Origin of the sequence: Noviherbaspirillum phoenicis (assembly GCF_047237965.1) — a bacterium.
Lineage (GTDB): Bacteria > Pseudomonadota > Gammaproteobacteria > Burkholderiales > Burkholderiaceae_D > Noviherbaspirillum_A.
In genome coordinates this window covers 1,939,683-1,966,341 of record NZ_JBDFLX010000001.1, presented here as the reverse complement: position 1 = coordinate 1,966,341, position 26,659 = coordinate 1,939,683, and the positions used below count along the sequence as shown (strand labels likewise).

Sequence of the window (26,659 nt, the reverse complement as noted above, 5' to 3'; positions counted from 1 at the left end):
CTTTCCTGAGGAATGCTGCCTGTATTACTTCGATGCTGCCATTTCCGACGTTTTTGCCTTTTTTGATTTTTTTGCCTTCTTGGCTTTTTTCGTGGTTGGTGCCGCGGCAGGTGCGGCAGGCGTCGCTGGCATTGCGGCGGCGGCTGGCGCAGCCGGGGTGGCTGGGGTTGCCGGCGCGGCGGTGTGTGCTGCGGCGAAAGCGGAAAGCGAGAACAGACCTGCGACGGCTGCAGCGATCAGTTTTTTCATTTTCTATCCCTCATTTCGGTAACTGGTTTGATTATTGGGCGATCCTTGCGAATCACTGCGAGTAACGCAGCATCATTGCAATGGTTGACACGCATTAAAGAAATAACCGAAAGAAATAAATTCCGTTTCCATGCGAACGTGTGCCGGCTTGCTATCATGCACTGCCATCCATTCCGCCATGATCCATGTCCCGCCCTGCTCTGACCGGATTTTTCCTTGCCGCCACATTGCTGCTCGCATGCCATGACCACGTTGCCTTAGCAGCGCCGTTCGTGCCGCAAGCCGACGACCAGGTCCTGGAAAACCTGCCATTGCGTCCGAACGATCCGGTTGCGCGCGAAATGCGCCAGTTGCGCGAACAGCTGCGTGCCGATCCTCGCAACGTCAATATTGCCACCGCGTTGGCCAGCCGTTACTACGGCCTCGTCGGAGAAGAGGGCGATCCACGCTACCTCGGTTATGCCCAGGCGGCGCTGGCGCCGTGGTGGGACATGCCCGAGCCGCCAGTGGAAGTGCAGGTGCTGCGGGCGGGCTTGGCCCAGTTCCGGCATGACTTTGATGGTGCGCTGAATGACCTCGGCAGTGTGTTGCGGCGTGATCCCGACCACGCCCAGGCACGTGCCCTGCGCGCCACGATCCACATCGTGCAGGCGCGCTATCAGGAAGCCAAGGCGGACTGCCTGCGCTTGCGCGGCATTACCAGCGAACTCATTGCTGTGGGTTGCAGCGCGATGGTCGATGGCCTGACCGGCAAGCTCGATAGCGCCCATGACAAGCTGGCCGAAACGCTGGCTGCGCATCCGGAAGCCACCGCCGCGGAGAAGCTCTGGGTACTGATCCGGCTGGCCGAAATGGCGCAGAGGCAGGATCGTGCGCTGGCTGCCGAGTCTTATTTTCGCCAGGCGATCGGCCTCGGCATTACCGACACCTTTCTCCTTGCCGCTTATGCCGATTTCCTGCTGGACCATAAACGATATGGCGAAGTGGTCGCCATGTTGAAAGACAGGACGCCATCGGACGGATTGCTGCTGCGTCTGGTGCTGGCTGAAACCCGGCTCAACCTGCCGGTCGCCGAAGCGCATGCCGCAACGCTCGCCGCGCGCTATGAAGCGGCCCAGTTGCGTGGCGACACAGTGCATCAGCAGGAAGAAGCGCGCTTTCGTCTGCAGGTCTATCACGATGAAAAGAACGCGCTCGTCCTGGCCCGGGAAAACTGGAAAGTGCAGAAGGAGCCGCGGGATGCGCGCATCCTGCTCGAAGCAGCCCTGGCCGCCAAGTCTCCGGCTGCCGCTGCGCCGGTCGTGCAATGGCTGAGGGAAAGCCGGATCGAGGACACGCGGCTGCGTGACCTTGCCAGGCAGCTCGGCGAGGTGCGCCGATGATCCGGCTGCTCATCGGGCTGGCCTTCTTCATATGGACGGTTTCCGCACATGCGCACAAACCCAGCGACAGCTATCTGTCGCTCTCGGTGAAAGAGAATGTCGTGGCTGGCCAATGGGATATCGCCCTGCGCGACCTGGACTTTGCCATCGGTCTTGATACCGATGCCAACGGCGCCATCACCTGGGGCGAACTGCGATCCCGCCGGGCCGAGATTGAAGCCTATGCCTTGTCGAGACTGCAAATTTCCAGTGCCGGATCGACATGTCCTTTACGGCCGGATGCGCTGCTAGTCGATAACCACACCGACGGCGCCTATGCCGTGCTGCAGTTCCAGGCGCAATGCGCGGCAGTGCGCGACAGCCTGCAGGTGCGTTATCGCCTGTTTTTCGATATCGACCCGCAGCACAAAGGACTGTTGCGGCTGCAATACCAAGGTGCTTCTAGCACCGGCATTTTCAGTCCGGACAAGGCTGACCAGCCATTTTCTCTCAGCGCGCCAAGCCGCCTGCAGCAGTTCCTCGACTATCTGCGCGAAGGCATCTGGCATATCTGGATAGGTTACGACCATATCCTGTTTCTGCTTGCGCTGCTGTTGCCCGCGGTTGCCATGCGCGAGGCGGGTGCCTGGAAGCCGGTATCGGCATTCAGGCCGGCATTCTGGAATGTGCTTCGCATCGTCACTGCCTTCACGGTCGCACATTCGATCACTCTGACGCTGGCCACTCTGGGCGTGGTCAGCCTGCCATCACGCTGGGTGGAGTCCACCATCGCCGCATCGGTGGTGATTGCAGCGCTCAATAATGTGTTTCCCCTGTTCCGCGAGCGGCGCTGGGTGATGGCGTTTCTCTTCGGCCTGATCCACGGCTTCGGCTTTGCCAGCGTCCTGTCGGACCTTGGCTTGCCGCAGGATGCGCTGGTGCTGGCGCTGGTCGGCTTCAACGTTGGCGTCGAGGTCGGGCAACTTGCGATCGTCGCTGCCTTTCTACCCTTGATCTATTTATTGCGCCGCAGCTGGCTGTACCGCCGGCTGCTGCTGCTTGGCGGATCGATCCTGATTGCCATCCTCGCTTCCATCTGGCTGATCGAGCGTGCCGCCAACATCCGGCTGTTGAGCTTCTAGCAGCGCCGCACGCAAGGTATTAGGCGTCGTTGCGGCGGACCAGCCGCCGTTACGCCCGGTGCGTTCGACGCGCTACTTGCGCCGCATCTCCAGCGGCGAGACCTCCATCCACTCGCCTGGCAGCAGCGGGTGGGTGGCAAGCGCGTAAGGACCGATGGCAATACGGATCAGGCGCAGGGTTGGCAGGCCAACCGCTGCCGTCATCCGGCGTACCTGCCTGTTCTTTCCTTCCGTCAGGGTCAGTGCTATCCAGCTTGCCGGGATGCCGAGCCGGGTCCGGATGGGTGGCGTACGCGGCCATAGCCAACCGGGTTCCGCGATACGAACCGCCTGGCAGGGAAGCGTAATGAAATCGCCCAGGTCGAGCGGCGCACGCAGGCGTTGCAGTGCCTCGTCGGTCACCACCCCTTCCACCTGCGCCAGGTAGGTCTTGGCCTGCTTCTGCAGCGGATGGCTGATGTCATACTGCAGGCGGCCATCGTCGGTCAGCAGCACCAGACCCTCGCTGTCCGCGTCCAGGCGACCGGCGGGGTAGATGCCCGGAATCGTGAGGTGATCCGCCAGGGTCGGTCGGGTGGCATGGGCGGAAAACTGGCACATGACCTGGAATGGCTTGTTGAACAGGATAAGAGGCATGGGAAAGGATGGCGGCAGCGATGTACGACACAGGATTGTACTTGCCCCTCCGGCGCGGGTCGTATCGGCTGGCCGATCGCATCAGCGGTGTAGGGTAGAATTGTGATGCTTAATGCAACACAGGTCTTCTGTCTTATATAAGAACAGTTTGAAATCAGTCAGAACGTCGAAGCAAATTCACGTTCCAAGCTGTCAGCCTGTTCTTATATGTGAAATAAATTTTCCCGCCTTCCTTCCGGAGACAACGATGTATCAGCATATCCAAGTGCCTGCAGAGGGCAGCAAGATCACCGTCAACGCAGATTTTTCCCTCAAGGTTCCAGACAATCCCATCATTCCTTACATCGAGGGCGATGGCACCGGCGTGGATATTTCCCCGGTCATGATCAAGGTGGTTGACGCCGCCGTCGCCAAAGCCTATGGCGGCCAGCGCAAGATCAGCTGGATGGAGATTTACGCCGGCGAAAAATCGACCAGCGTCTACGGTCCCGACGTCTGGCTGCCTGAGGAAACCCTGCAGGCAGTCAAGGACTATGTGGTCTCCATCAAGGGGCCGCTGACCACGCCGGTGGGCGGCGGCATCCGCTCGCTCAACGTCGCGCTGCGGCAGGAACTCGATCTCTATGTCTGCCTGCGCCCGGTGCGCTATTTCAAGGGCGTGCCGTCGCCGGTGCGCGAGCCTGAAAAAACCGATATGGTGATCTTCCGCGAAAATTCGGAAGACATCTACGCAGGCATTGAATGGGCGGAAGGCTCGGACGGCGCCAAAAAGCTGATCAATTTCCTGGTCACTGAAATGGGCGTGAAAAAGATCCGTTTCCCGGAAAGTTCAGGGATAGGCATCAAGCCCGTCTCGCGCGAGGGCACTGAAAGGCTGGTGCGCAAGGCAATCCAGTATGCGATCGACAATGACAAGCCTTCCGTGACCATCGTCCACAAGGGCAACATCATGAAGTACACCGAGGGTGGCTTCCGCGATTGGGGATACGCCTTGGCGCAGCGCGAGTTTGGCGCCGAGATGATTGATGGGGGGCCATGGTGCAAGTTCAAGAATCCAAGGACGGGCAAGGAAATCATCATCAAGGATTCGATCGCCGACGCATTCCTTCAGCAAATCCTGCTGCGTCCGAATGAGTACAGCGTGATCGCAACCCTGAACCTGAATGGCGACTACATCTCCGACGCCCTGGCTGCCCAGGTTGGCGGGATCGGCATTGCGCCCGGCGCCAATATGTCCGATTCGGTGGCGATGTTTGAAGCAACCCATGGCACCGCGCCAAAGTACGCTGGCAAGGACTATGTCAACCCGGGTTCGCTGATCCTGTCGGCCGAGATGATGCTGCGTCACATGGGCTGGGTGGAGGCCGCCGACCTGATCATCTCCTCGATGGAAAAGGCAATCAGTTCAAAGCGGGTGACTTACGACTTTGCGCGCCTGATGGAGGGCGCAAGCCAAGTATCCTGCTCCGGCTTTGGCGACGTGATGATCGAGAGCATGTAAGGAAGGAGTTTGCCTGACCAGGAAGCCGGATCTGATCCGGCTTCTTTTTTTGTCAAGCTGGCGGGACTGGCCTGCTTTCCAGAAGGTAGGCAAAAAAAATCCCCGCTGTGCGGGGATTTTGATGCTGTCCGTTCGGATATCAGGAAGCAGACTGGATGTTCGAAGCTTGCTTGCCTTTTGGGCCCTGCGTGACGTCGAAATTCACTTTTTGACCTTCTTTGAGAGTCTTGAAACCACTCATGTTGATTGCAGAGAAGTGTGCAAACAGATCTTCGCCGCCGTCATCAGGAGTAATAAAGCCAAAACCTTTGGAATCATTGAACCACTTAACGGTACCAGTTGCCATAAAAGCGTCTTTCAAATATTAACAATCACACGAGCCGTAAAAGCAGAAGCTTCATGCAACGCTGCCCCCTCTTATAACCTGCTCTCTTCGATCAATAATGCTTGGTTGCATTAATTGATAATCTACATTGTTCGCGGAAATTTTAAAAAAGTCAAGTTTTTTGCCGGGATGCTAAAAGTCTGAAATTCGACGCGAACTTCCCTTGATTTTGAGCATTCGAACGTCATCTGCGCTTCAACAAGAAAGGGCGTAATATCGATGCCTATATCAATGACCATCGGTGCGCTGGCACAGGCGCCGACATGAAGGCAGTAGAAGAAACGCATGGCAACCAAGGACCAAAACGATACTGTAATAGAGCGCAAGGAGCAGCAGGAAAAGCTCCAACCGCCGCCGATGTATCAAGTATTATTGTTGAACGACGATTACACCCCCATGGAATTCGTCGTGGCGATCATCCAGGAGTACTTCAACAAGGATCGTGAAACGGCGACGCAAATCATGCTCAAGGTTCATCGAGATGGTAAAGGCATGTGTGGCGTGTATCCCAAGGATATCGCCAGCACTAAAGTGGAACTGGTTTTAACGCACGCGCGCAAGGCAGGGCACCCTCTGCAATGCGTGATGGAGGAAGCATGATTGCTCAGGAATTGGAAGTAAGTTTGCACATGGCATTTGTCGAGGCCCGACAGGCCCGGCACGAATTTATTACGGTAGAGCATCTGCTGCTGGCACTGCTCGACAACCCGTCAGCGGCGGAAGTGATGCGGGCCTGCGCGGTCAACATCGAGGATCTGCGCAAGACGCTGACGAATTTCATCAACGACAATACGCCGACCGTACCTGGTTCGAGCGAGGTTGATACCCAGCCTACGCTTGGTTTCCAGCGTGTGATCCAGCGCGCGATCATGCACGTGCAGTCGGCATCGAACGGCAAGAAGGAAGTGACCGGCGCCAATGTGCTGGTGGCGATCTTCGGCGAAAAGGATTCGCACGCCGTTTATTACCTGCATCAGCAGGGCGTGACACGCCTGGACGTGGTGAACTTCATTTCGCATGGCGTGCGCAAGGACAGCCAGGCGGAATCGCAAAAGGCGCCCGAGGGTTCGGAAGAAGCGCAGACCGAAGCCCAGCAAAAGGAAAGCCCGCTGGATCAGTTCACGCAGAACCTGAACAAGCTGGCTGCCGAAGGCAAGATCGATCCGCTGATCGGTCGCGAGTCCGAAGTGGAACGCGTGATCCAGACCCTCTGCCGCCGGCGCAAGAACAACCCGCTGCTGGTTGGCGAGGCTGGCGTTGGCAAGACCGCCATCGCGGAAGGACTGGCATGGCGCGTGGTGCAGGGCGAAGTGCCTGAAATCCTGCAGAATGCCGTGGTCTATTCGCTGGACATGGGCGCGCTGCTGGCTGGCACCAAGTACCGCGGCGACTTCGAGCAGCGCCTGAAGTCCGTCCTCAAGCAATTGAAGGACAACCCGAACGGTATCCTGTTCGTCGACGAGATCCACACCATCATCGGCGCGGGTTCGGCATCGGGCGGCACGCTGGATGCGTCGAATCTGCTGAAGCCGGCATTGTCGAGCGGACAGTTGAAGTGCATCGGCGCGACCACCTACACCGAGTTCCGTGGCGTGTTTGAAAAGGATCATGCGCTGTCGCGTCGTTTCCAGAAGATCGACGTGAACGAGCCGACGGTCGAGCAGACTATCCAGATCCTGCGTGGCCTGAAGTCACGCTTCGAAGAGCATCACGGCGTGAAGTATTCGGCGTCGGCGCTGACCTCGGCGGCGGAATTGGCTGCACGCTTCATCAATGACCGTCATCTGCCCGACAAGGCAATCGACGTGATCGACGAAGCGGGCGCGGCGCAGCGCATTCTGCCGAAGTCCAAGCAAAAGAAAACGATCGGCAAGTCTGACATCGAGGACATCATCTCGAAGATCGCGCGGATTCCACCGCAGTCGGTCAACCAGGATGACCGCACTAAGCTGCAGACCATCGATCGCGATCTGAAGAACGTGGTGTTCGGGCAGGACCCGGCGATCGAGGCGCTGGCATCGGCCATCAAGATGGCGCGTGCCGGCCTGGGCAAGACCGACAAGCCTATCGGTTCCTTCCTGTTCTCCGGCCCGACCGGCGTCGGCAAGACCGAGGTGGCCAAGCAACTGGCCTTTATCTTGGGCATCGAGCTGATCCGCTTCGACATGTCGGAGTACATGGAGCGGCATGCGGTGAGCCGCCTGATTGGCGCGCCGCCGGGCTATGTGGGCTTCGACCAGGGCGGTCTGCTGACCGAGGCGATCACCAAGAAGCCGCATGCGGTTCTGCTGCTGGACGAGATCGAGAAGGCGCATCCGGATATCTTCAATATCCTGCTGCAGGTGATGGACCATGGCACGCTGACGGACAACAACGGCCGCAAGGCTGACTTCCGCAACGTGATCATCATCATGACCACCAATGCCGGCGCGGAAAGCCTGCAGAAGCGGACCATCGGCTTCACCGAGAAGAAGGAAGCCGGCGACGAGATGGCGGATATCAAGCGGATGTTTACGCCGGAATTCCGCAACCGTCTCGATTCCATCATCAGCTTCCGTGCGCTGGACGAGGAAATCATCCTGCGCGTGGTCGACAAGTTCCTGATGCAGCTGGAAGAGCAGCTGCACGAGAAGAAGGTGGAAGCCGTGTTCTCGGACAGCCTGCGCAAGTTCCTGGGGCGCAAGGGCTTCGATCCGCTGATGGGTGCGCGGCCGATGTCACGCCTGATTCAGGACATGATACGCAAGGCGCTGGCCGACGAACTGCTGTTTGGCAAGCTGGTGGAAGGCGGACGCGTGACGGTGGATCTGGACGAGAACGAGCAGATCAAGCTCGAATTCGTCGAGGGCGATGTGCCGCCGGCAGCGTCGACGCCGGAAGCGGTGGAAGTCGAGTAAGCCTTCAAGAGAGCAGTATCAGAAAAGCCCGGACTGGCAACAGTCCGGGCTTTTTATTTGGTCGCTCCCTATGCAAGAGCGAACGGTCGGAAGGGACGCGACGCGGAAAGCGCCGCGTCGCGCAGATCAGGGCAACAGCGGCTGGCGCTGTGCCTGCTTGGTCTTCACGTCCTGAAGAATCCTGTCCATCACGGACAGCCGATACGATGTGGCGGGATGCAGCGCGGTGTAGCCGTTGAGGACGCTGGGCGGATACTGGGACGCAAGCCGCTCCCAGAAACGCGGCGCCTGGTCGATGTTGTAGCCGGCCCGCGCCAGCATGTAGAGCGCCAGGGTATCGGACGCGGCGTCCATGGTCTGCGGCATCGGTTTCATGCCGGACAGGCCAGCCATGCTTGCCATGTCGGGACGGATGCGCACCAGGTTGTCGATGATGGCGCCTGCGGTCGCCGTGGTGCGCTGGACGCGTGCATGATTGAGCGAGTTGTGCGCCATTTCCTTGGCCAGCACATAGGCCAGCTCATTGTCGCTGGCGGCGAAGTTCATCATGCCGCGGGTGATCAGCACGCGCCGGCCGTCGTTATAGGCGTTGACGTTATCCGCATTGCCCAACTCGATGCTGTAGGCGCAGGCACGGGTGAAGGGCACCGTGACCTGGACCGGCTGGCCATTGCGCAGCATGGTCAATTTGGCCGATGCATTGCGGGTGATCAGCGGCGCCAGCATGGTGGCGGCCTGGCGCTCCGCGCCGGGGCCGGGCGGCACCGGCTTGCCTTCCACCATGTCGAGCTTGTCGCCGATGCGGATGCCGGCCCGTGCCGCGCCACTGCCGTTGAGCACGCCCATTACCTGCAGCCTGTCATCCATGCCGTACAGCTGCTGCGCCGCTTCGCTCAGCTCGTCGGAAAAGGAATAGCGGTTCTTGGCGGTGAAGCCGAGCAGGTTGCGGGCGTTGCCCTTGCACAGTTCGGTATTGTTGACCAGGAGCGGCGCGGCGACCCGGTACAGCCGGTCCTGCTGGCTGACGATGTCGCGCAGCATGGCTTGCTGCGGGCTGGGCGCGGCGGGCACGACCGCCGTGGGCGATGGCGGCATGTCCTGCTGGGGCAGGCGCGGCATGCCGGGTGCGGGCATGTTCAGCGGCACCTGGCTGGCGCAGCCGGCCAGGAAGATCATGGGCAGCACCGCCATGCGGGCCTGACGGCCGATGCGGTTTCGCAGAGAAATAGGTTTCATTGGCATGAATGTCTCCTCAGTGTTTCCCGGTGCTGCCGAAACCGCCGGCGCCGCGTTCGCTCAGGTCGAAGGACTCGACCACGTTCAGTTCGACCTGCAGCACCGGCACGATCACCAGCTGGGCCAGGCGTTCCATCGGTTGCAGCACGAATTCGGTCTGGCCGCGGTTCCAGGTGGAGACCATCAGTTCGCCCTGGTAGTCGGAGTCGATCAGGCCGACCAGGTTGCCCAGCACGATGCCGTGCTTGTGGCCCAGGCCGCTGCGCGGAAGGAGCATCGCGGCATAAGCCGGGTCGCCGATATGGATGGCCAGGCCAGTGGGAATTAGATGGGTGCTGCCGGGCGCGATGGTCAGCGGCTCGCGCAGGGCGGCACGCAGGTCCAGGCCGGCGCTGCCGCCGGTGGCGTAGGCGGGCAGCACTTCCTTCATGCGCGGGTCGAGAATTTTGACGTCGAGTTTTTTCATGGCTTTCGGTGATGGGGAAACCGGCAGCCCGCTGCATGATGCGCCGGTTCAGGCGCGCAGTCGACTGGCGATTTCACTGATTAACTGTCGTGCGAGATGCAGCTTGTCTGCCGCGGGCATTGCGGTGTGTCCGTGCTGGTCGAACAGCACCAGTTCATTGCGGTCGCTGCCGAAAGTGCTGGGACCGATATTGCCGACCAGGAGCGGAATGCCTTTCCTCTCGCGCTTGGCGCGGCCGTACTCCAGCAGATTGTCTGATTCGGCGGCGAAGCCGACACAATACGGCTTATTTGCCAAAGCGGCAACCGAGGCAAGGATGTCGGGATTCTGCTCGAACACCAGCGCCGGCATGGCGCCGCTGCTGTCTTTTTTCAGCTTCTGCGCGCTGGCATTGGCCACGCGCCAGTCGGCCACCGCGGCCACGGCAATGAACACATCCTGGCCGGGCACCTGCGCCATCACGGCGTCATGCATCTGCTGCGCGGTCAGCACGTCGATGCGCCTGACGCCGTAGGGCGCGGGCAGGCCGGTAGGCCCGGACACCAGCAGCACTTCGGCGCCGGCTTCGCGGGCGGCGCGGGCGATGGCGTAGCCCATCTTGCCCGAGGACAGGTTGGTGATGCCGCGCACCGGGTCGATCGGCTCGAAGGTCGGGCCGGCGGTGATCAGCACCCGCTTGCCGGCCATCGCCTTGGGAATGAAGGACGCGATGATCTCTTCCAGCAGCTGTTCCGGCTCCAGCATGCGGCCCATGCCGACTTCGCCGCAGGCCTGTTCGCCGGCGGCCGGGCCGAGCACGGAGATGCCGTCGGCCTTCAACTGCGCGGCATTGCGGCGGGTGGCCGGGTTCTGCCACATCTCGACATTCATCGCCGGCGCCACCAGCAGCGGCACGCTGGCCGGGCGGGCGATGCACAGCGTGGAAAGCAGGTCGTCGCAGGCGCCATGCGCGAGCTTGAACATGAAGTCGGTCGAGCAGGGCGCGATCACGATGGCGTCGGCGTCGCGGGTCAGGTCGATGTGGGCCATGTTGTTGGGAATGCGCGCGTCCCACTGGTCGAAGAAGACCGGCTTGCCGGACACCGCCTGCATCGTCACCGGCGTGATGAACTGGGTGGCGGCCTGGGTCATTGCCACCTGTACCGAGGCGCCGGCCTTGACCAGGGCGCGGGTCAATTCGGCGGACTTGTAGCAGGCGATGCCGCCGGTCAGGCCGAGAACGATTTTCTTGCCGTCGAGTTCCATGAACATGCTCCGTGCGGGACAGTGCCTAGCGGTTGACGCGGCGCAGTTCGTCAATGATAAACATCGCCGCGCCTATGCATATTGCGCTGTCTGCAATGTTGAACGCGGGCCAGTGCCAGCCGGCGACATGCACATCGAGGAAGTCGATCACATGGCCGTAGACGATGCGGTCGATCAGGTTGCCGACCGCGCCGCCCAGCACCAGCGCCAGTGCCCAGCAGAACAGGCGTTGGCCGGCATGGCGCTTCAACAGGTAGATGATGAAGGCGGCGGCGGCAATCGCGATGCCGGAGAACAGGTAGCGCTGCCAGCCGCCCTCGGCGGCCAGGAAACTGAAGGCGGCGCCCTTGTTATAGGCCAGCACCAGGTTGAAGAAGGAGGTCACGGGCTTGCTCTGGCCGTAGCTGAACATCTGGGTGATCATGATCTTGGTCAGCTGGTCGACCAGCACCACCAGCGCGGCGATGCACAGCCATGGCGTGATGCCGGCGGCGGGTTTGGGGGCGAAAACGGTTTTCTTGATGGTGGCCATGGAAGGTCGCTATCGGTGCGGTTGGAGAGGCGGGCGGCGCATTGCGCCGCCCGCGTTGTCGGATGCCGGTGCTGGGTGTCGCGGTCTAGGCGCAGCGGCGCGCTTCGCCTGGACCGTACAGATTGGAGACGCAGCGTCCGCAGATGCCGGGATAGCGGGCGTCTGCATTGACATCCTTGCGGTAGTGCCAGCAGCGCTCGCACTTTTCCGCATCCGACGGCGTGACCTTGACGCCGTTCTGGCCGTCGGCAGCCGGGCTGACCCGGGCGGCAGAGGTGATCAGCACGAACTTCAGATCGTCGCCCAGGCTTTCCAGCAAGGCCTGGCGCTCTTCGTCGGCGGTGATTTCGACTTCGGCCTGCAGCGAGGAGCCGATCGCGCCGGATACCCGCACCTCTTCCAGTTCCTTGGTGACTTCGGCCCGCACTTCGCGGATGCGGCTGTACTTGTCCAGCAGCGCGGCGCCGTCTTCCACGTGCGGCAGCAGGTGAAAGGTCTGGGTGAAGATGGTCTCGCCGCTGGCGGCATAGGCCTCCTCGCCGGCGAAGTAGGACCAGGCTTCCTCGGCGGTGAAGGACAGGATGGGCGCCATCAGCCGCAGCAGCGCGTGGGTGATGTGCCAGATCGCGGTCTGCGCCGAGCGGCGGATCGTCGAGTCTGCGCCGGCGGTATAGAGCCGGTCCTTCAGGATGTCGAGATAGAAGCCGCCCAGGTCTTCCGAGCAGTACATCTGCAGCTTGCCGGTCACCGGGTGGAATTCATACGCCTGCAAATGGGCCAGGATCTCGTCCTGCAGCTGCTGCATGCGGGCGATCGCATAGCGGTCCACTTCCAGCATGTCGGCCACCGGCACCGCGTGCTCGGCCGGGTTGAAGTCGGCGGTGTTGGCCAGGAGGAAGCGCAGCGTGTTACGGATGCGGCGATAGCTTTCCACCACGCGTTTCAGGATCTCGTCGGAGATAGACAGTTCGCCCGAGTAGTCGGTGGCGGCCACCCACAGGCGCAGGATTTCCGCGCCCAGCGAGTCCGACACCTTTTGCGGCGCCACCACGTTGCCCTTGGACTTGGACATTTTCTTGCCTTCGCCGTCGACCACGAAGCCATGGGTCAGCAGCGCCTTGTAGGGCGCGCGGCCATTGAGCATGGAGGAGGTCAGCAGAGAGGAGTGGAACCAGCCGCGGTGCTGGTCCGAGCCTTCGAGATAAAGGTCGGCCGGGAAGTCCAGTTGCTGGCGGTGCGAGCCGCGCAGCACGGTCTGGTGGGTGGTGCCGGAGTCGAACCAGACGTCGAGCGTGTCGCGGTTCTTCACGTACATGTCGGCTTCGTCGCCCAGCAGCTCGCGCGGATCGAGCGCATGCCAGGCTTCGATGCCTTGCTGCTCGACCAGTTTGGCCACCGCTTCCAGCAGCTCGGGCGTGCGCGGATGCAGCTGGCCGCTTTCCTTGTGGACGAAGAAGGCCATCGGCACGCCCCACTGGCGCTGGCGCGACAAGGTCCAGTCGGGCCGGTTGGCTATCATGCCGTGCAGGCGGGCCTTGCCCCAGCTCGGGAAGAAGGCGGTTTCCTCGATGCCGCGCAGCGCGGCCTCGCGCAGGGTTTCACCACCTGCCTTGGGCGCCACGTCCATGCCGGCGAACCATTGCGAGGTGGCGCGATAGATGATGGGCGTCTTGTGGCGCCAGCAGTGCATGTAGCTGTGGTCGAACATCACCAGCTTGAACAGCGAGCCGGCCGCTTCCAGCGCGCCGCAGATCGGCTTGGAGGCTTCCCAGATCGTCATGCCGCCAAACAGCGGCAGCCAGGAGGCGTAGCGGCCGTCGCCCATCACCGGGTTGATGATGTCATCGTCCTTCATGCCATGCGCCTTGCAGGACAGGAAGTCGTCGACGCCGTAAGCCGGCGAGGAGTGGACGATGCCGGTGCCGGCGTCCAGGGTCACATAGTCGCCGAGATAGATGGGCGAGAGCCGGTCGTAGCCGGCGTCTGCCGTGGCCAGCGGATGGCGGAAGGCGATGCCCGACAGCGCCGCGCCGGCGCAGGTGGCGATCACGCGGCCGGACAGTCCATAGCGGGCCAGGCAGTCGTCGACCAGTTCGGCGGCCAGCAGCAGCAGCAGCGGTTCGCCGTTGCGCTCGGTCTGCACCAGCGCGTAGCTCAATTCCGGATGCACGTTCAGCGCCTGGTTGGCCGGGATGGTCCAGGGCGTGGTGGTCCAGATCACCGCATAGCCCTTGTCGGTCGGCAGGGCGGACAGGTTGAAGGCGGTGGCGAGGCGGTCGTGCTGGGCGAAGGCGAAGCCGACATCGATGGCCGGGTCGCGCTTGTCCTGGTATTCGACTTCCGCCTCGGCCAGCGCCGAGCCGCAGTCGAAGCACCAGTTCACCGGCTTCAGGCCACGGTACACATAGCCCTTTTCCAGGATGGCGCCGAGCGCGCGGATCTCGTCGGCCTCATTGCTGAAGTTCATGGTCTTGTAAGGGTTGTCCCATTCGCCCAAGACGCCCAGGCGGATGAAGTCCTTCTTCTGGCGCTCGATCTGCTCGGCCGCATAGGCGCGCGACTTGGCCAGCACTTCTGCCGTCGGCAAACCCTTGCCGTACTGCTTCTCGATCTGGATCTCGATCGGCATGCCGTGGCAGTCCCAGCCCGGCACGTACTGCGCGTCGAAGCCGGCCAGCTGGCGCGACTTGACGATCATGTCCTTCAGGATCTTGTTGACCGCGTGGCCGATGTGGATGTCGCCATTGGCGTACGGCGGGCCGTCATGCAGGATGAACTTCTCGCGCTGCGCCGATGCTTCCCGGATCTTCTGGTAGACCTTGCGCTCCTGCCACTGCTTGACCCACTGGGGTTCGCGCTTGGCGAGGTCGCCGCGCATCGGGAAGGGCGTCTCGGGCATGTTGACCGGGTAACGGCTTTGCGGCTTGCTGGCTGGTTTGCTGGGCTTGTTGTCTGACATGAAATGGCTTTGCTGGAATCGGTGACTTGTCGGTATGCCCGGCGAAAGAAATCCGCCGGGCGCAATCGGATGCGGCGCTCTTGGGCAGCGTCAAATTCGGTCGGTGGCGGACACGGCGCCGCTATTGTGCTGGCGGAACCAGGCGCGGGCCTGTTCCTCGTCGTTGCGGATGGCGGCGGTCAGCGCCGCCAGGCCGTCGTATTTTTCTTCGTCGCGCAGCTTGGCCAGGAATTCGACCCGGATCAGCTTGCCGTAGCACTGCTCCTTGTAGTCGAACAGATGGGTTTCCAGCAGCACCCGGCCGCTGTCGTCCACCGTCGGGCGCACGCCCAGGCTGGCCACGGCCGGCAGCGGCTGCGGCGCCAGGCCGTGCACCTGCACCACGAAGATGCCGGACAGGGCGGGGCGGCGATGGGCGATGCGCAGGTTCAGCGTCGGAAAGCCCAGGGTGCGGCCCAGTTTCTGGCCGTGGATCACGTGGCCGGAGACGGTGTAGCCGTGGCCGAGCAACTGGCGCGCATGGTCGAAGTCGGCGGCGGCCAGCGCGGCGCGGATGGCGGAAGAGGAGATGCGGCTGCCATCATTGTTCACCGTCGGCAGCGCCTCGACCTCGAAGCCATGGCGGCGGCCGGCTTCCATCAGCGTGGCCATGTTGCCGGCGCGGCGCGCGCCGTAGCAGAAGTCTTCGCCGACGATGAGCCATTTCACGTGCAGGCCTTCGACCAGCACGCGGCTGACGAATTCATCCGGCGACAGCGCCGCGAAATGCGCATTGAAGTGTTCGACGATGACCCGGTCGACGCCGGCATTGGCCAGCGACTGCAGCTTGTCGCGCAGGCTGGCGATGCGGGTCGGCGCCCTGGACAGGTCGCCGGCGCGCTGGGCGAAATATTCCCGTGGATGCGGTTCGAACGTCATGACCGCGGTTTCCAGGTTGCGCAGGTCCGCCGCTTCGCGCAGTCGCGCCAGCAGGGCCTGATGGCCGCGATGCACGCCGTCGAAGTTGCCGATGGTGAGCGCACAGGGCGCGCGCGATTCGGCATTGGGAAGTCCGCGAAATACCTTCATTGGGAGAAGCCGGGTCGGGAGTCGGTCGAAAAACCTTGGATTATACGGGCAAACCTTTGCCTTTCCGTATCAGGCGCCGGGACAACGCCGTTCAACGAACGCGCTGAAGGTAATAATTTTCAAGCAATTCAAAGACTTGCGGGTAAGTGGCGCGCAGCGGGGCGGGTCTGGCGAAAAATGCCTCCGACGCAACCGCGAAGAATTCCGCCGGCGCCTCGGCGCCGTAGGGGTCCATCGGCAGCGCCTGGGCGAGTTCGGCGTACCGGTCGAGGTGGTGCTCGTTGTCGTCGTCGAAATCGGGCGGCAGCTGGCGTTCCAGCGCGTCTACCCGTTCGCAGAAGTCGTCATAGGTGGCGGAGAATACGGCTTTCCAGCGCGCCGGGTCGATGCCGGCATGAAACGCCGCCAGGAACGGCGGGCAGCCGTTGGCGCCGCCGCTGCCCATGTCGATCTTGTGCACAAATTCATGGATGACCAGGTTGCCGCCGTCGTCCCAGAGATGGTCTTCCTGCGCGTCTTCCCACGACAGCACCACCGCGCCCCCGGCATCCAGCGCTTCGCCGGCCATGGCCGCTTCCCATTCATGCACCACGCCGGCTTCGTCGACCTCGCTGTGGCGCACCACGAAGGCGGCGGGATAGACGATCACGCCGGCCATGTCGTCGTAGAGGTCCAGCGTCAGGTTGAGCACCGGCAGGCAGGCCTGGGCGGCGATGCACAGCGCCACGTCATTGCCGACCGCAAAGCCGCCGGCGCCGCTGACGGCGTGTGTATCAAGGAAGCGGGCCGCCAGGGATTTCAGGCGCGCCAGTTCGCCGGCGTCGAGGCGGTGCAGGAAGGGCATGCCCTGCACCGCCTGCCGCCATTGCGATTCATCGATGTCGGGCGCGGCGCGGCGGAACAGGCGGTTGAGGAGTTTCACGATCGCTGCCGCCTCACATCGCGCCCCAGACCGCGTTCAGCGCCGCCAGCGCGGCAAGGCCAGCGGTCTCGGTGCGCAGCACCCGCGGCCCCATGCCCAGCGCCAGCGCGCCATGGTCGAGCGCGGCCTTTTCCTCTGCGTCGGAAAAGCCGCCTTCCGGGCCGACCATCAGCGTCACCGCCTGCGGCGGATGATGGCGCGCCCAGTCCGACAGCGACTGTTCAGCGCGCGGCGACAGCAGGATGCGCTTGTGCAGGTCGTGCTGGCTGATCCAGGCGCCGAAGTCGCCGACCTCGGCCAGGTGCGGCAGCCGGTTGCGGCCGCACTGCTCGGCGGCGGCGGTGATGATGCCCTGCCAGTGCGCCGTTTTCTTTGCTGCGCGGTCGGCGGATAGGCGCACCACGCAGCGCTGCGCGGCCAGCGGCTGCAGCGCGGTGGCGCCCAGTTCCACCGCCTTTTCGATGATCCAGTCCATCTTGCTGCCCTCGGGCAACGCCTGGGCCAGGGTCACCGCGTAGGGCAATTCCGCTTCCTGCGGCGAAAACAGCTTGATTTCAGCCTGCGCCCGCTTGCGGTCCAGGTTTTCCAGCGTGGCGTGGTATTCGCCGCCCTGGCCGTTGAACAGGATGATCCGGTCGCCCGGGGCCAGCCGCAGCACGTGCAGATGATGCGCGACATGATCGGGCAGGGCGACGATGGCGCCTTCGGCCAGGGCATCGGGGAAGTAGAAGCGGGGCATGGTCGATCCGTTAGGGTGGGCGGCTGATTTTAGGCCAGGCCGGGTGTCCTGTCATCAAGCCGGTCGGCCGCCTGCGCCGCCCGGTTCGGCATTCTGCGGCATCGGTGCTTGTCTTGCTGGTAATAGCCGGGAACTACGATCAACGCCCGCCAGTCTGCTAGAATGTGCGGCTTTGCAGCAATGCCTGCATTCATGTCCCAAACCGCCTCCGCGCCTCGTCCACTACCCGAATCCATCATGACTTCCACCCCTTCCACCAACAGAATGGCCAATGCAATTCGTGCGCTGGCAATGGATGCCGTTCAAAAAGCCAACTCCGGCCATCCCGGCATGCCGATGGGCATGGCCGAGATCGCCGTTGCATTGTGGGCGCGGCACTATCGCCACAATCCGGCCAATCCGCGCTGGATCAACCGCGACCGTTTCGTGCTTTCCAACGGCCACGGCTCGATGCTGCTGTATGCGCTGCTGCACCTGACCGGCCATGAACTGTCGATGGACGAGATCCGCAACTTCCGCCAGCTGCATTCGAAGACGCCGGGCCATCCGGAATACGAGATCACGCCGGGCGTGGAAACCAGCACCGGCCCGCTGGGCCAGGGCATCACCAATGCGGTCGGCATGGCGCTGGCCGAGAAGCTGCTGGCGGCGCATTTCAACCGCCCGGGCCTCGACATCATCGACCACCACACCTATGTGTTCGCCGGCGACGGCTGCCTGATGGAAGGCATTTCCCACGAAGCCTGCTCGCTGGCCGGCACCCTGGGCCTGTCCAAGCTGGTGGTGCTGTATGACGACAACGGCATCTCGATCGACGGCAAGGTGGAAGGCTGGTTCACCGACGACACGCCGAAGCGCTTCGAAGCCTATGGCTGGAACGTGATCCGCGCCGTCGACGGCCATGACGTGGACGCGGTCGACGCGGCGATCCGCCAGGCGCGCGACGCCGGCAAGCCGACCCTGATCTGCTGCCGTACCGTGATCGGCAAGGGCGCGCCGACGCTGCAGGGCAGCGACAAGGTGCACGGCGCCGCGCTGGGCGACAAGGAAATCGCGCTGACCCGCGAAGCGCTGGGCTGGTCCGACCAGCCGTTCGACATCCCGGCCGATGTGTATGCCGACTGGGATGCGCGCGAAAGCGGCGCCCGCGTCGAGGGCGACTGGAACAACCTGTTGGGCCTGTACCAGGAAAAGTATCCGCAGGAAGCGGCCGAACTGCAGCGCCGCATGAAGGGCGAACTGCCGGCCGGCTTCGACGACACCGTGCGCAATTACATCGCCAGCTGCGTCGAGAAGCAGGAAACCATCGCCACCCGCAAGGCCAGCCAGAACGCGATCCAGGCGCTGGCGCAGGTGCTGCCGGAATTCCTGGGCGGCTCGGCCGACCTGACCGGCTCGAACCTGACCAACTGGAAGGAATCGGTGCCAGTGCGCTACAACCAGCCGGGCAACCATATCAACTATGGCGTGCGCGAGTTCGGCATGAGCGCGATCATGAACGGCATCACGCTGCATGGCGGCTTCATCCCGTTCGGCGCAACCTTCCTGACCTTCTCCGACTACAGCCGCAATGCATTGCGCATGGCCGCGCTGATGAAGATCCGCACGCTGTTCGTCTTCACCCACGACTCCATCGGCCTGGGCGAAGACGGTCCGACCCACCAGTCGGTCGAGCATATCTCCAGCCTGCGCCTGATCCCCAACCTGGACAACTGGCGTCCGTGCGACACCGTGGAATCGGCGGTGGCATGGGCCGAGTCGGTGCGCCGCAAGAACGGCCCGTCGACCCTGATCTTCTCGCGCCAGAACCTGCCGTTCATGCCGCGCAATGAAGCCCAGATCGCCGACATCGCCCGCGGCGGCTACGTGCTGCGCGACGCGCCGGACGCCAAGGCCATCATCATCGCCACCGGCTCCGAGGTCGAGCTGGCGATCAAGGCCGCCGACGCGCTGGCCCAGCAGGGCATCGCGGTGCGCGTGGTCTCCATGCCCTGCACCGACGTGTTCGACCGCCAGGACGCTTCCTACAAGGCCAGCGTGTTGACCAAAGGCATACCTCGTGTTGCTGTCGAAGCCGGCGTGTCCGACTTCTGGTACAAGTATGTCGGCCTCGAAGGCGCTGTTATCGGAATTGACACATTTGGCGAATCCGCCCCGGCCGGCGTGCTGTTCAAGCACTTCGGCTTCACCCCGGAAAAGGTGGCGGACGCAGTGAAGATGGTGCTGGCCTGAGTCCCGCGCCAGCCGCCTGTGCGGCTGGCCTGCGTGGCGCCCCCGGGAAGCCGCGAGACGGCGCCACGACACCAGTTCACGAATTCGGTTTGCTTAACTATGTTTGGAGATAAAAAATGACGATCAAGGTTGCAATCAACGGCTACGGCCGTATCGGCCGCAATGTGCTGCGCGCTCACTATGAAGGCGGTAAGAAGAACGACATCCAGATCGTCGCCATCAACGACCTGGGCGATGCCAAGTCGAACGCGCACCTGACCCGCTACGACACCGCGCACGGCAAGTTCCCCGGCACTGTGGAAGTCGATGGCGATTTCATGGTCGTCAACGGCGACCGCATCCGCGTGTTCGCGCAGCGCAATCCGGCCGAGATTCCATGGGGCGAGCTGGGCGTGGACGTGGTGCTGGAGTGCACCGGCTTCTTTACCACCAAGGAAAAGGCATCGGCCCACCTGAAGGGCGGCGCCAAGAAGGTGATCATCTCCGCGCCGGGCGGCAAGGACGTCGACGCCACCATCGTGTATGGCGTGAACCACTCGGTGCTGAAGGCTTCCGACACCGTGATCTCCAACGCTTCCTGCACCACCAACTGCCTGGCGCCGCTGGTCCAGCCGCTGAACGACAAGATCGGCCTGGAAAACGGCCTGATGACCACGGTCCACGCCTACACCAACGACCAGGTGCTGACCGACGTGATGCATGAAGACCTGCGCCGCGCCCGTTCCGCCACCCAGAGCATGATCCCGACCAAGACCGGCGCCGCCGCCGCGGTCGGCCTGGTGCTGCCGGAACTGAACGGCAAGCTGGACGGCTACGCGATCCGCGTGCCGACCATCAACGTTTCCATCGTCGACCTGTCCTTCATCGCCAAGCGCGACACCACCGTCGATGAAATCAACAGCATCATGAAGGAAGCCTCGGAAGGCGCGTTGAAGGGCATCCTGACCTACAACACCGAGCCGCTGGTGTCGGTCGACTTCAACCACAATCCGGCATCGTCGAACTTCGACGCCACCCTGACCAAGGTTTCGGGCCGCCTGGTGAAGGTGTCTTCCTGGTATGACAACGAGTGGGGCTTCTCCAACCGCATGCTCGATACCACCGTTGCACTCATGAACGCGAAGTAATCGCCGGTTTTTCCGGTGTAGGAACGCCCCGCGCCGCGGGGCGTTTTCGTTTTCGGCCGCGTATCTGGTCCCACGCGCTGGCCTTTTGTCCGCAGGCAAGATCAACAACGGCGCCTATGCGATAGTGGCAGGCAATTCCATGCCCATGCCCCATTGCCGATCGCCCAGCCCATGCGCCTTTGCCTGCCTTCCCTGTTGTTTGCCGGATTGTGCTGCCTGGCAGCCCTGCCTGCCTGTGCCCACGAGTTCTGGCTGCAGGCCCGCCCGTCGCTGCTTGCCGCCGGCGGCGTCAGCGAACTGACGCTACGGGTCGGCGAGAACTTCGACGGCGAACTCACGCCCTTCGTCGACGAGCGCACGGTCGCCCTGCGTCACTACGCCGCCGGCACGGTGACGGACCTGGCCGCCCGACTGCCGCGCCGCACCGCCGTGCCCGGGCTGGCCGTGCCGCTTGCGGCCGGCACCAGCCTGATCGCGTTCGACAGCCAGCCGATCACGTTTTCCCTGTCCGCCGACAAATTCCACGCCTATCTGCATGACGAAGGGCTGGACCAGGTGATCGAGCAGCGCAAGGCCGCCGGCAAGGACGCCACGCCCGGCCGTGAACGCTACCGGCGCCACGTAAAGGCCCTGCTGCGCGCAGGCGAGATGTCGGACGGCACCTATGCGCTGCGCACCGGACAGCGCATGGAGATCACGCCGCTGTCGGACCCGTTCGCGGCCGTTCCGGGCGCCACGCTGCGCCTGAAGCTGAGCTTTGACGGCAAGCCGCTATCCGGCGTGCTGGTCAAGGGATGGCACCGGCACCGTGACCAGTCGCAGCTGCTGATCATCCGGGCCCGCGCCGATGCCGCGGGCGAGGTGGCCCTGAGCCTGCCGTATGCCGGCGAATGGATGGTCAGCGCGGTACATATGCAGCCGGCCCAGGGCACGGCGGACGCCGACTGGGACAGCTTCTGGGGCAACCTGACCTTCACCCTGCCGGGCGCGCCGTAGCCCCCGCGCAGATGCCGTCATGACGCCGTCGGCGCCGGCTCCATGCCCATGGTCGAAAGCAGATCCTCGCAATACTGCGGCATTACCAGCTGCCCTTGTTCATTCATGACCGCCTCGATGCCAATGACTGGCGGCTGCGAAAACACCCTGCCGAACACGGTGGCAAAGGCGGCGTCGGCGGCGTCGCGGCCGGTGCCCAGGCGCACCAGGCCCATCGGCGCCGAAACGCCGCTCGGGTCGAACAGGTACCAGCGACCGGAAAGCATTACCTCGACATAGGCATGGAAGTCGGTGGGGCCAAGCGCCGGGTCGGCGCCGTAGTCGATGCCCGAGACGAAGCGCGCCGGGATGTTGAGGGCGCGGCACAAGGCGATCATCAGGTGCGCGAAGTCGCGGCAGACGCCGCCGCGCTCGATGATGGTATCCATCGCCGACGTGCTGCCGTTGGAGCTGCCGCTCTGGAAGCGCACATGGCCGCGCACCCATTGCTGGATCGCCCACACCCGCGAATAGCCGCGCGGCAGTGCGCCGAACTCGGCGGCGGCGAAGTTCTGCAGCCGGTCCGACTGGCAGTATCGGCTGGGCAGGATGTAGGGCAGGGCCTCCGGCGGCAGGTCGGCGATCGCCATTTCCTGCAGCGCCTGCGGCGGCGCCCGGTGATGGTCGATGTCGACCACGGCGTCATACCGTAGCGTGAGCGGGCCGCGGCCGGCCTTCAGGCGCAGCAGGCGGGTGCCGAGCCGGCGGTCGACATGGCTGTCAGGCCGGAGTGGCTGGCTGATCTGCAGCGACTCGGTGACGATCTGCTGGTGCGCGGTGCGCGCCGCCTCGATGTTGAAAATAAAATCCGCGCTGGCGTCGACGATGTCGTAAGCCAGCACGATCGAAAATTTCATCCTGACCATATGTGTCCCATGTGCCTTTCGAACCCGACTGTATGCCGCGGCGCGGCGCGGGTCGGTGCGCCAGTGCACGCCTGGCGCGACGGGAAACGTGATGCCCGCCCGCGTGATCAGGCGCAATGCCGCACCGGGCATGCGTGATAGCATTTTTGTTCCATTTCAGCGCGGAGATCGTCATGCACCGAGCCCCTGTGCCGCATCCGGACCATGAACCGATGGAAGAGGATGATTCCATCCCGGTCCCGGGGGTTCCCGCTCCCGACGAGGAGCCGGTGCCTGACCACAATCCCCAATGATGCGCGATCGCCCAGGAGGATTGATGACAGGAAGCACCCTGCAAAGCGGCACCCATATCGCCCGCACCGACACCAAGCAGATGCCCGACGGCACCTATGAAGCCCAGGTATTCGTGCGACTGAGCCGCGAGCCGGAAAACGCCGAGACCTTCATCCCGGCCGGCATCCATCCCGACGAGGCGTCGGCACTGGAGGCGGCCCAGGCACGCGCGCAGCGGGCGCTGGACGAGCATGAATTCTGAGCACCTGTCCGAAAAAACCGGCCGCTGCCTGCGCCGCGGGCGTTTCGCCGTTTCTTCTGTCCGGGTGACTGGCGCTTCCGCACGCGCCTGATCATCATCCGCAAATCCCGTCCGCGGCCCTTGCGCGGTCGCAAGCAGCGCTTGCCGGATGCGGGCATTTCCCTTCTCGAACCCTTACAGGAACCACCATGGCAGCAGTGACCTATACCAAGCAGGACTGGAAAGCCGAAGCCGACATACAGCGGCTGCCCGACGGCACCTATCAGGGCGTCGTGCTGTTGACCCGGATGGGCAGTCCGGGAACCGACAGCGCGCCCCAGACTGTCAATAGCGTGTCGGAGACGCCGGAAGAAGCGCTGGAAGAAGCCAAGGCGCTGGCGCACCGCCTGCTGGCCGATGTCGGCGGCGGCTGAGCCGGCGGGCAGCTAGGCCGCCACTTTCGCGCGGCGTTCTATCACCCGCAGATACCACAAGAGGCCGATGGCCACGAGGCCCAGGCTGGCGCTGTTGCCGAGCCAGAAGCCGGCCGCGCCGCGCACCGCGGCGGGCGCGATGCCGAGCGGGTCCAGGCCCATCAGGTAGCCGCCGCACAGCCCCACGCCCCATAGCGCGACGGCGTAGATCACGGTCGGCACCACGGCCACCTTGTAGGCGCGCAGCACGAAGGCGGTGGTCACCTGCACCGAGTCGAACAGCTGGTAGAACGCGATGAACAGGAACAGCGGCATCGCGGCCGCGATCACCGCCTCATCGGGCGTATAGGCCCGGATGATGAAGCCCCGGAACAGCCAGACCAGCACGCCCACGGTGACCGACGTCAGCGCGGCCAGCCGGATGCCGGCATGGCCGATGCGCCTGGCTTCGTCCAGCTGCCTCGCGCCCAGCGCCTGCGCCACCAGCGTGCCGGTGGCATTGGCGATCGACAGCGGCAGCATGTAGAGCACGGTGCCGAAGTTGGCCGTGACCTGGTGGCTGGCAACCGCGTTGGTGCCGATGCGGGCGATGAACAGCGCCATGAAGGTGTAGGCGGTGACTTCGATCAGGTAGGACAGGCCCATCGGTATGCCCAGCTTCAGGAAGGCGCGCTGCGCCGCCCAGTGCGGCCGCTCGAAGCCGGCGCCGAACAGCCGGAACATGTCGTAGAAGCGGTCGCGCCGCAGCAGGAACAGGCTGGCCAGCACCGCGATCCAGGCGGCGATCGCGGTGGCGACCGCGCAGCCCGGCCCGCCCATGGCCGGCAGGCCGAGGCCGCCGAAGATGAACAGCAGGTTCAGCGGAATCTTCAGCAGCAGGGTGCCGACCTGGATCACCATCACCATCCTCGGCCGGGCCAGCGCGGTGTTGAGCGAACTGTAGATGCGAAAGACCAGCGTGGCCGGCAGGGCGAGCGCCAGGATGCGCAAATAGAGGCTGACCTTGTCGGCCACTTCGGGCGACGCCTGGGCCAGGGCCAGCAGCGGCTGCGGGAACAGCAGCAGCGCCAGTCCGGCAAGGCACAGGAACAGCGCCAGCCACAGGCTCTGCCGGATCTCGAAGCCGATGCGCTCATGCTTTTTGGCGCCATACAGCTGGCCGATGATGGGCGACACCGCCTGCAGCACGCCAGACAGGCCGACGAAGGAGCTGACATAGATCGAGGCGCCGACCGCCAGCGCGGCCAGGTCGGCGGAGGAAAAGCGCGATGTCATCGCGGTGTCGATCACGCCGTTGGCAATGACCGCCAGTTGCCCGATCAGCAGCGGCCAGGCCAGCGCGCCGATGCGGCGCGTGCGGCCGGCGGGCACGGCGATCATTGCTTCACGCGCCGGTACAGGCGGAACCGTTCATCGCGGTCGGAGGGGCGGCGTCCTTCCCACATCAGTACCAGGCGGCCATCCTCGTCCTTTTTCATCAGCGGGTCGCTGCCGCGGTCCTGCAGCAGCAGGTAGGCGCAGTCATGGTTGTCGAAGCGGGCGAACTCGACGCCGCCGAAATAGGCGAAGGAGGCGCGCTGCGCCGCGCCGACATTGGTGTCGACGCAGTAGCCGGCGGACGGCAGCTTGGCGCCGATCTGCTTGGCCACGCCGGCATAGCTCTTGCCATAGTTCAGCCATGGCAGCCACAGGGTCATCAGCAGCAGCCAGCACAGGATCACGCCGCCCGACGACAGCACCACGGCGCGCCACAGCACCGACGGATGGCGCGCGATGCGCCAGCGGATCACCAGGATCCAGGCGATGGTGGCGGCGGCGGCGATCAGGAAGGCCAGCAGGTTGAACTCGGGCTTGAAGCCGGGCGCCAGCTTCAGCGCATTGTGTGCCAGGCGCGGCGGCCAGCCGGTCTGCTTGGCGATCCAGCCTATCCAGATGAAGGCGGCGCAGGTGGACAGCGTCATCATCGCGAACCAGTCGACCGCATTGATGGCGCCGCGCTTCATGGTCGGCAGGCCGAATGCGGCCAGGATGGACAGCGGCGGCAGCAGCGGCAGCAGGAAGCTTTCCTCGCCATGCGGATGCAGCAGCATCAGCAGAATGAAGGCAATGATCAGGCCAAGCGGCAGCGTGACATGCAGCGCGCCGCGCTGCTTGCGCCATGCATACACCGCCCAGGCCGCGAAGGGCCAGGCGGGCCAGGCGAACCAGGGAATGTATTTGAAAAAATAAACGACGCTCTGGAGCGACGGCGGCGCCAGCTGCGCCGCATTCCACTGCAGCCAGGCCGGCGTGGGATTGCCGCCGAAAGGCTGCATCAGCGCATTGAGCAGGGGCCAGATGCTGGCCGTAGCAAAGCCCAGCGGCAGGGTCACCAGCGCCAGCCGCTGCAGCAGCCGGTCGCCATGGCGTGGCGACACCAGCACCAGCGCGCTCCAGAACGCCATCGGCACCAGCCAGCCGCGCGTCAGAACCAGGAGGCCCAGCGTCACGCCCAGCACCATGGCCGAGCGCAATGACTGCGACTCGAACAGCCGCACCGCGGAATAGATGGCAAAGCCGATCATGGAAACCTGCAGCGCCTCGGCGGTGGTTTCATGGCTGCGCAGCAGCAGGCCAAGGCAGGCGAGATAGATCAGCAGCGCGCCATCGGCCAGCGTGCGGCCATAGTCGCGCGCCTCCGGCTGGCCGCCGAAGGCCAGGCGCAGCGGCTGGGTCTCGCTGCGCCGGCCGAGCAGGTAAGTCGAATACCAGACCGACAGCGCGCCGATCAGGAAAAAGCCGATGGTGGAAATGCGGGCAGCCAGCGCATCGCCCAGCAGCCAGCCGAACAGGCGGATGAACAGCGCGCCCAGCCAGAAGGCCAGCGGCCCTTCTCCCGGCGCCGGCAATCCGGCCACGTGCGGCCACAGCCAGTCCTGCCAGGTGCCGCGCGCCATGGTCCACATGATGCCGAAGCCGGCGGCGTCGTCGCTCTTCCACGGATCGCGCCGGATCAGGCCGGGCAGGATGTAGAGCAGGCACAGGGCGATCAGACCCCAGCGCGGCAGGGCAAGCGTGGCGGAAGCGGGTAAGCGGACAGGCTTCATGGATTCCTGGTCTGTTCGGCGGTCATA

At 63.8% G+C, this 26,659-nt stretch carries 25 protein-coding genes; 10 read left to right on the top strand and 15 right to left on the bottom strand.

Annotated features, from left to right (window positions below; genetic code table 11):
• Positions 1-24: 24 nt before the first annotated feature.
• A complete protein-coding gene (locus ABC383_RS08985; RefSeq protein WP_413013251.1) occupies positions 25-249 on the bottom strand; it encodes a hypothetical protein in 225 nt (74 codons plus the stop codon).
• A 185-nt stretch (positions 250-434) separates the two neighbouring features.
• On the opposite strand from ABC383_RS08985, the gene ABC383_RS08980 reads away from it, so the two are divergent.
• Together ABC383_RS08980 and ABC383_RS08975 are read left to right on the top strand one after the other, a co-directional pair.
• Positions 435-1,631, top strand: coding sequence for a tetratricopeptide repeat protein (locus ABC383_RS08980; RefSeq protein WP_413013249.1), 1,197 nt, complete (start codon positions 435-437; stop codon positions 1,629-1,631).
• A complete protein-coding gene (locus ABC383_RS08975; RefSeq protein ID WP_413013247.1) occupies positions 1,628-2,752 on the top strand; it encodes a HupE/UreJ family protein in 1,125 nt (374 codons plus the stop codon). Before ABC383_RS08980 ends, ABC383_RS08975 begins: the two co-directional genes overlap by 4 nt.
• A gap of 72 nt (positions 2,753-2,824) precedes the next feature.
• Here ABC383_RS08975 and ABC383_RS08970 read toward each other — a convergent pair whose 3' ends face one another.
• Complete coding sequence (locus ABC383_RS08970; protein WP_413013245.1) at positions 2,825-3,388, bottom strand: pseudouridine synthase; 564 nt, start codon at positions 3,386-3,388, stop codon at positions 2,825-2,827.
• A 247-nt stretch (positions 3,389-3,635) separates the two neighbouring features.
• Here ABC383_RS08970 and icd point away from each other — a divergent pair, with 247 nt between their 5' ends.
• Positions 3,636-4,889: an NADP-dependent isocitrate dehydrogenase gene (gene icd, locus ABC383_RS08965; RefSeq protein WP_413013244.1), complete on the top strand. Its 1,254-nt coding sequence runs from the start codon at positions 3,636-3,638 to the stop codon at positions 4,887-4,889.
• 139 nt (positions 4,890-5,028) lie between these two features.
• Here the strand turns inward: icd and ABC383_RS08960 are convergent, their stop codons facing one another.
• Positions 5,029-5,235: a cold-shock protein gene (locus ABC383_RS08960; RefSeq protein ID WP_217345357.1), complete on the bottom strand. Its 207-nt coding sequence runs from the start codon at positions 5,233-5,235 to the stop codon at positions 5,029-5,031.
• A gap of 324 nt (positions 5,236-5,559) precedes the next feature.
• Here ABC383_RS08960 and clpS point away from each other — a divergent pair, with 324 nt between their 5' ends.
• Together clpS and clpA are read left to right on the top strand one after the other, a co-directional pair.
• Entirely contained in the window at positions 5,560-5,874 is a 315-nt protein-coding gene (gene clpS, locus ABC383_RS08955; protein ID WP_194712279.1) for an ATP-dependent Clp protease adapter ClpS, read from the top strand.
• The gene (gene clpA / locus ABC383_RS08950) at positions 5,871-8,171 is read left to right on the top strand and encodes an ATP-dependent Clp protease ATP-binding subunit ClpA (protein ID WP_217345356.1); all 2,301 of its coding nucleotides are present in this window, start codon (positions 5,871-5,873) and stop codon (positions 8,169-8,171) included. The genes clpS and clpA overlap by 4 nt, the downstream gene beginning before the upstream one ends.
• 126 nt (positions 8,172-8,297) lie before the next feature.
• Here clpA and ABC383_RS08945 read toward each other — a convergent pair whose 3' ends face one another.
• From ABC383_RS08945 to ABC383_RS08905, 9 genes are all read right to left on the bottom strand, one after another.
• Complete coding sequence (locus tag ABC383_RS08945) at positions 8,298-9,407, bottom strand: M48 family metalloprotease (protein WP_413013242.1); 1,110 nt, start codon at positions 9,405-9,407, stop codon at positions 8,298-8,300.
• A 16-nt stretch (positions 9,408-9,423) separates the two neighbouring features.
• On the bottom strand, positions 9,424-9,873 hold the full coding sequence (gene dut, locus ABC383_RS08940) for a dUTP diphosphatase (protein WP_413013240.1): 450 nt from the start codon (positions 9,871-9,873) through the stop codon (positions 9,424-9,426).
• 48 nt (positions 9,874-9,921) lie between these two features.
• Positions 9,922-11,118, bottom strand: coding sequence for a bifunctional phosphopantothenoylcysteine decarboxylase/phosphopantothenate--cysteine ligase CoaBC (coaBC, locus tag ABC383_RS08935; protein WP_413013239.1), 1,197 nt, complete (start codon positions 11,116-11,118; stop codon positions 9,922-9,924).
• 25 nt (positions 11,119-11,143) lie between these two features.
• A complete protein-coding gene (gene lspA, locus ABC383_RS08930; protein ID WP_413013238.1) occupies positions 11,144-11,650 on the bottom strand; it encodes a signal peptidase II in 507 nt (168 codons plus the stop codon).
• Between the two features lie 85 nt (positions 11,651-11,735).
• A complete protein-coding gene (gene ileS / locus ABC383_RS08925) occupies positions 11,736-14,609 on the bottom strand; it encodes an isoleucine--tRNA ligase (protein WP_413013236.1) in 2,874 nt (957 codons plus the stop codon).
• 90 nt (positions 14,610-14,699) lie between these two features.
• Positions 14,700-15,677 carry a bifunctional riboflavin kinase/FAD synthetase gene (locus ABC383_RS08920; protein WP_413013234.1) on the bottom strand — a complete coding sequence of 326 codons (978 nt, stop codon included), beginning with the start codon at positions 15,675-15,677 and terminating at the stop codon, positions 14,700-14,702.
• 91 nt (positions 15,678-15,768) lie between these two features.
• Positions 15,769-16,599, bottom strand: a complete 831-nt coding sequence (locus ABC383_RS08915; protein ID WP_413013232.1) for a M90 family metallopeptidase — start codon at positions 16,597-16,599, stop codon at positions 15,769-15,771.
• A gap of 13 nt (positions 16,600-16,612) precedes the next feature.
• Positions 16,613-17,338, bottom strand: a complete 726-nt coding sequence (locus ABC383_RS08910) for a 16S rRNA (uracil(1498)-N(3))-methyltransferase (protein ID WP_413013231.1) — start codon at positions 17,336-17,338, stop codon at positions 16,613-16,615.
• Between the two features lie 29 nt (positions 17,339-17,367).
• A complete protein-coding gene (locus tag ABC383_RS08905) occupies positions 17,368-17,532 on the bottom strand; it encodes a hypothetical protein (RefSeq protein WP_413013229.1) in 165 nt (54 codons plus the stop codon).
• A gap of 43 nt (positions 17,533-17,575) precedes the next feature.
• Here ABC383_RS08905 and tkt point away from each other — a divergent pair, with 43 nt between their 5' ends.
• The 3 genes from tkt to ABC383_RS08890 all read left to right on the top strand — a co-directional run bounded on the left by tkt (position 17,576) and on the right by ABC383_RS08890 (position 21,693).
• A complete protein-coding gene (gene tkt, locus ABC383_RS08900) occupies positions 17,576-19,570 on the top strand; it encodes a transketolase (protein ID WP_413013228.1) in 1,995 nt (664 codons plus the stop codon).
• Positions 19,571-19,686: 116 nt separating this feature from the next.
• Positions 19,687-20,697 (top strand): type I glyceraldehyde-3-phosphate dehydrogenase, encoded by a 1,011-nt coding sequence (gene gap, locus ABC383_RS08895; RefSeq protein WP_194712269.1) that lies wholly within the window; start codon positions 19,687-19,689, stop codon positions 20,695-20,697.
• A 171-nt stretch (positions 20,698-20,868) separates the two neighbouring features.
• On the top strand, positions 20,869-21,693 hold the full coding sequence (locus ABC383_RS08890) for a DUF4198 domain-containing protein (RefSeq protein WP_413013225.1): 825 nt from the start codon (positions 20,869-20,871) through the stop codon (positions 21,691-21,693).
• Between the two features lie 17 nt (positions 21,694-21,710).
• Here ABC383_RS08890 and ABC383_RS08885 read toward each other — a convergent pair whose 3' ends face one another.
• Positions 21,711-22,589 carry a transglutaminase-like domain-containing protein gene (locus ABC383_RS08885; protein ID WP_413013224.1) on the bottom strand — a complete coding sequence of 293 codons (879 nt, stop codon included), beginning with the start codon at positions 22,587-22,589 and terminating at the stop codon, positions 21,711-21,713.
• A gap of 325 nt (positions 22,590-22,914) precedes the next feature.
• Between ABC383_RS08885 and ABC383_RS08880 the strand changes: the two genes are divergently transcribed.
• Both ABC383_RS08880 and ABC383_RS08875 read left to right on the top strand, forming a co-directional pair.
• Positions 22,915-23,133, top strand: a complete 219-nt coding sequence (locus ABC383_RS08880; protein WP_413013222.1) for a hypothetical protein — start codon at positions 22,915-22,917, stop codon at positions 23,131-23,133.
• 188 nt (positions 23,134-23,321) lie between these two features.
• Positions 23,322-23,546, top strand: a complete 225-nt coding sequence (locus ABC383_RS08875; protein ID WP_413013220.1) for a hypothetical protein — start codon at positions 23,322-23,324, stop codon at positions 23,544-23,546.
• Positions 23,547-23,558: 12 nt separating this feature from the next.
• Here ABC383_RS08875 and ABC383_RS08870 read toward each other — a convergent pair whose 3' ends face one another.
• Together ABC383_RS08870 and ABC383_RS08865 are read right to left on the bottom strand one after the other, a co-directional pair.
• Positions 23,559-24,926 (bottom strand): MATE family efflux transporter, encoded by a 1,368-nt coding sequence (locus ABC383_RS08870; protein ID WP_413013219.1) that lies wholly within the window; start codon positions 24,924-24,926, stop codon positions 23,559-23,561.
• Positions 24,923-26,632: an ArnT family glycosyltransferase gene (locus tag ABC383_RS08865; RefSeq protein ID WP_413013217.1), complete on the bottom strand. Its 1,710-nt coding sequence runs from the start codon at positions 26,630-26,632 to the stop codon at positions 24,923-24,925. Before ABC383_RS08865 ends, ABC383_RS08870 begins: the two co-directional genes overlap by 4 nt.
• Positions 26,633-26,659 lie beyond the last annotated feature (27 nt).

Bases quoted from the DNA above. Each gene is read 5' to 3' on its own strand.
- ABC383_RS08905 (WP_413013229.1), bottom strand. From the start codon at position 17,532: ATGAATGCAGGCATTGCTGCAAAGCCGCACATTCTAGCAGACTGGCGG.
- ABC383_RS08945 (WP_413013242.1), bottom strand. From the start codon at position 9,407: ATGAAACCTATTTCTCTGCGAAACCGCATCGGCCGTCAGGCCCGCATG.
- ABC383_RS08980 (WP_413013249.1), top strand. From the start codon at position 435: ATGTCCCGCCCTGCTCTGACCGGATTTTTCCTTGCCGCCACATTGCTG.
- gap (WP_194712269.1), top strand. From the start codon at position 19,687: ATGACGATCAAGGTTGCAATCAACGGCTACGGCCGTATCGGCCGCAAT.
- dut (WP_413013240.1), bottom strand. From the start codon at position 9,873: ATGAAAAAACTCGACGTCAAAATTCTCGACCCGCGCATGAAGGAAGTG.
- ABC383_RS08960 (WP_217345357.1), bottom strand. From the start codon at position 5,235: ATGGCAACTGGTACCGTTAAGTGGTTCAATGATTCCAAAGGTTTTGGC.
- ABC383_RS08870 (WP_413013219.1), bottom strand. From the start codon at position 24,926: ATGATCGCCGTGCCCGCCGGCCGCACGCGCCGCATCGGCGCGCTGGCC.
- ABC383_RS08880 (WP_413013222.1), top strand. From the start codon at position 22,915: ATGACAGGAAGCACCCTGCAAAGCGGCACCCATATCGCCCGCACCGAC.
- ABC383_RS08920 (WP_413013234.1), bottom strand. From the start codon at position 15,677: ATGAAGGTATTTCGCGGACTTCCCAATGCCGAATCGCGCGCGCCCTGT.
- ABC383_RS08865 (WP_413013217.1), bottom strand. From the start codon at position 26,632: ATGAAGCCTGTCCGCTTACCCGCTTCCGCCACGCTTGCCCTGCCGCGC.
- clpS (WP_194712279.1), top strand. From the start codon at position 5,560: ATGGCAACCAAGGACCAAAACGATACTGTAATAGAGCGCAAGGAGCAG.
- ABC383_RS08975 (WP_413013247.1), top strand. From the start codon at position 1,628: ATGATCCGGCTGCTCATCGGGCTGGCCTTCTTCATATGGACGGTTTCC.
- ABC383_RS08970 (WP_413013245.1), bottom strand. From the start codon at position 3,388: ATGCCTCTTATCCTGTTCAACAAGCCATTCCAGGTCATGTGCCAGTTT.
- ABC383_RS08875 (WP_413013220.1), top strand. From the start codon at position 23,322: ATGGCAGCAGTGACCTATACCAAGCAGGACTGGAAAGCCGAAGCCGAC.
- ABC383_RS08910 (WP_413013231.1), bottom strand. From the start codon at position 17,338: ATGCCCCGCTTCTACTTCCCCGATGCCCTGGCCGAAGGCGCCATCGTC.
- ileS (WP_413013236.1), bottom strand. From the start codon at position 14,609: ATGTCAGACAACAAGCCCAGCAAACCAGCCAGCAAGCCGCAAAGCCGT.
- tkt (WP_413013228.1), top strand. From the start codon at position 17,576: ATGACTTCCACCCCTTCCACCAACAGAATGGCCAATGCAATTCGTGCG.
- ABC383_RS08890 (WP_413013225.1), top strand. From the start codon at position 20,869: ATGCGCCTTTGCCTGCCTTCCCTGTTGTTTGCCGGATTGTGCTGCCTG.
- icd (WP_413013244.1), top strand. From the start codon at position 3,636: ATGTATCAGCATATCCAAGTGCCTGCAGAGGGCAGCAAGATCACCGTC.
- clpA (WP_217345356.1), top strand. From the start codon at position 5,871: ATGATTGCTCAGGAATTGGAAGTAAGTTTGCACATGGCATTTGTCGAG.
- coaBC (WP_413013239.1), bottom strand. From the start codon at position 11,118: ATGGAACTCGACGGCAAGAAAATCGTTCTCGGCCTGACCGGCGGCATC.
- ABC383_RS08985 (WP_413013251.1), bottom strand. From the start codon at position 249: ATGAAAAAACTGATCGCTGCAGCCGTCGCAGGTCTGTTCTCGCTTTCC.
- lspA (WP_413013238.1), bottom strand. From the start codon at position 11,650: ATGGCCACCATCAAGAAAACCGTTTTCGCCCCCAAACCCGCCGCCGGC.
- ABC383_RS08885 (WP_413013224.1), bottom strand. From the start codon at position 22,589: ATGAAATTTTCGATCGTGCTGGCTTACGACATCGTCGACGCCAGCGCG.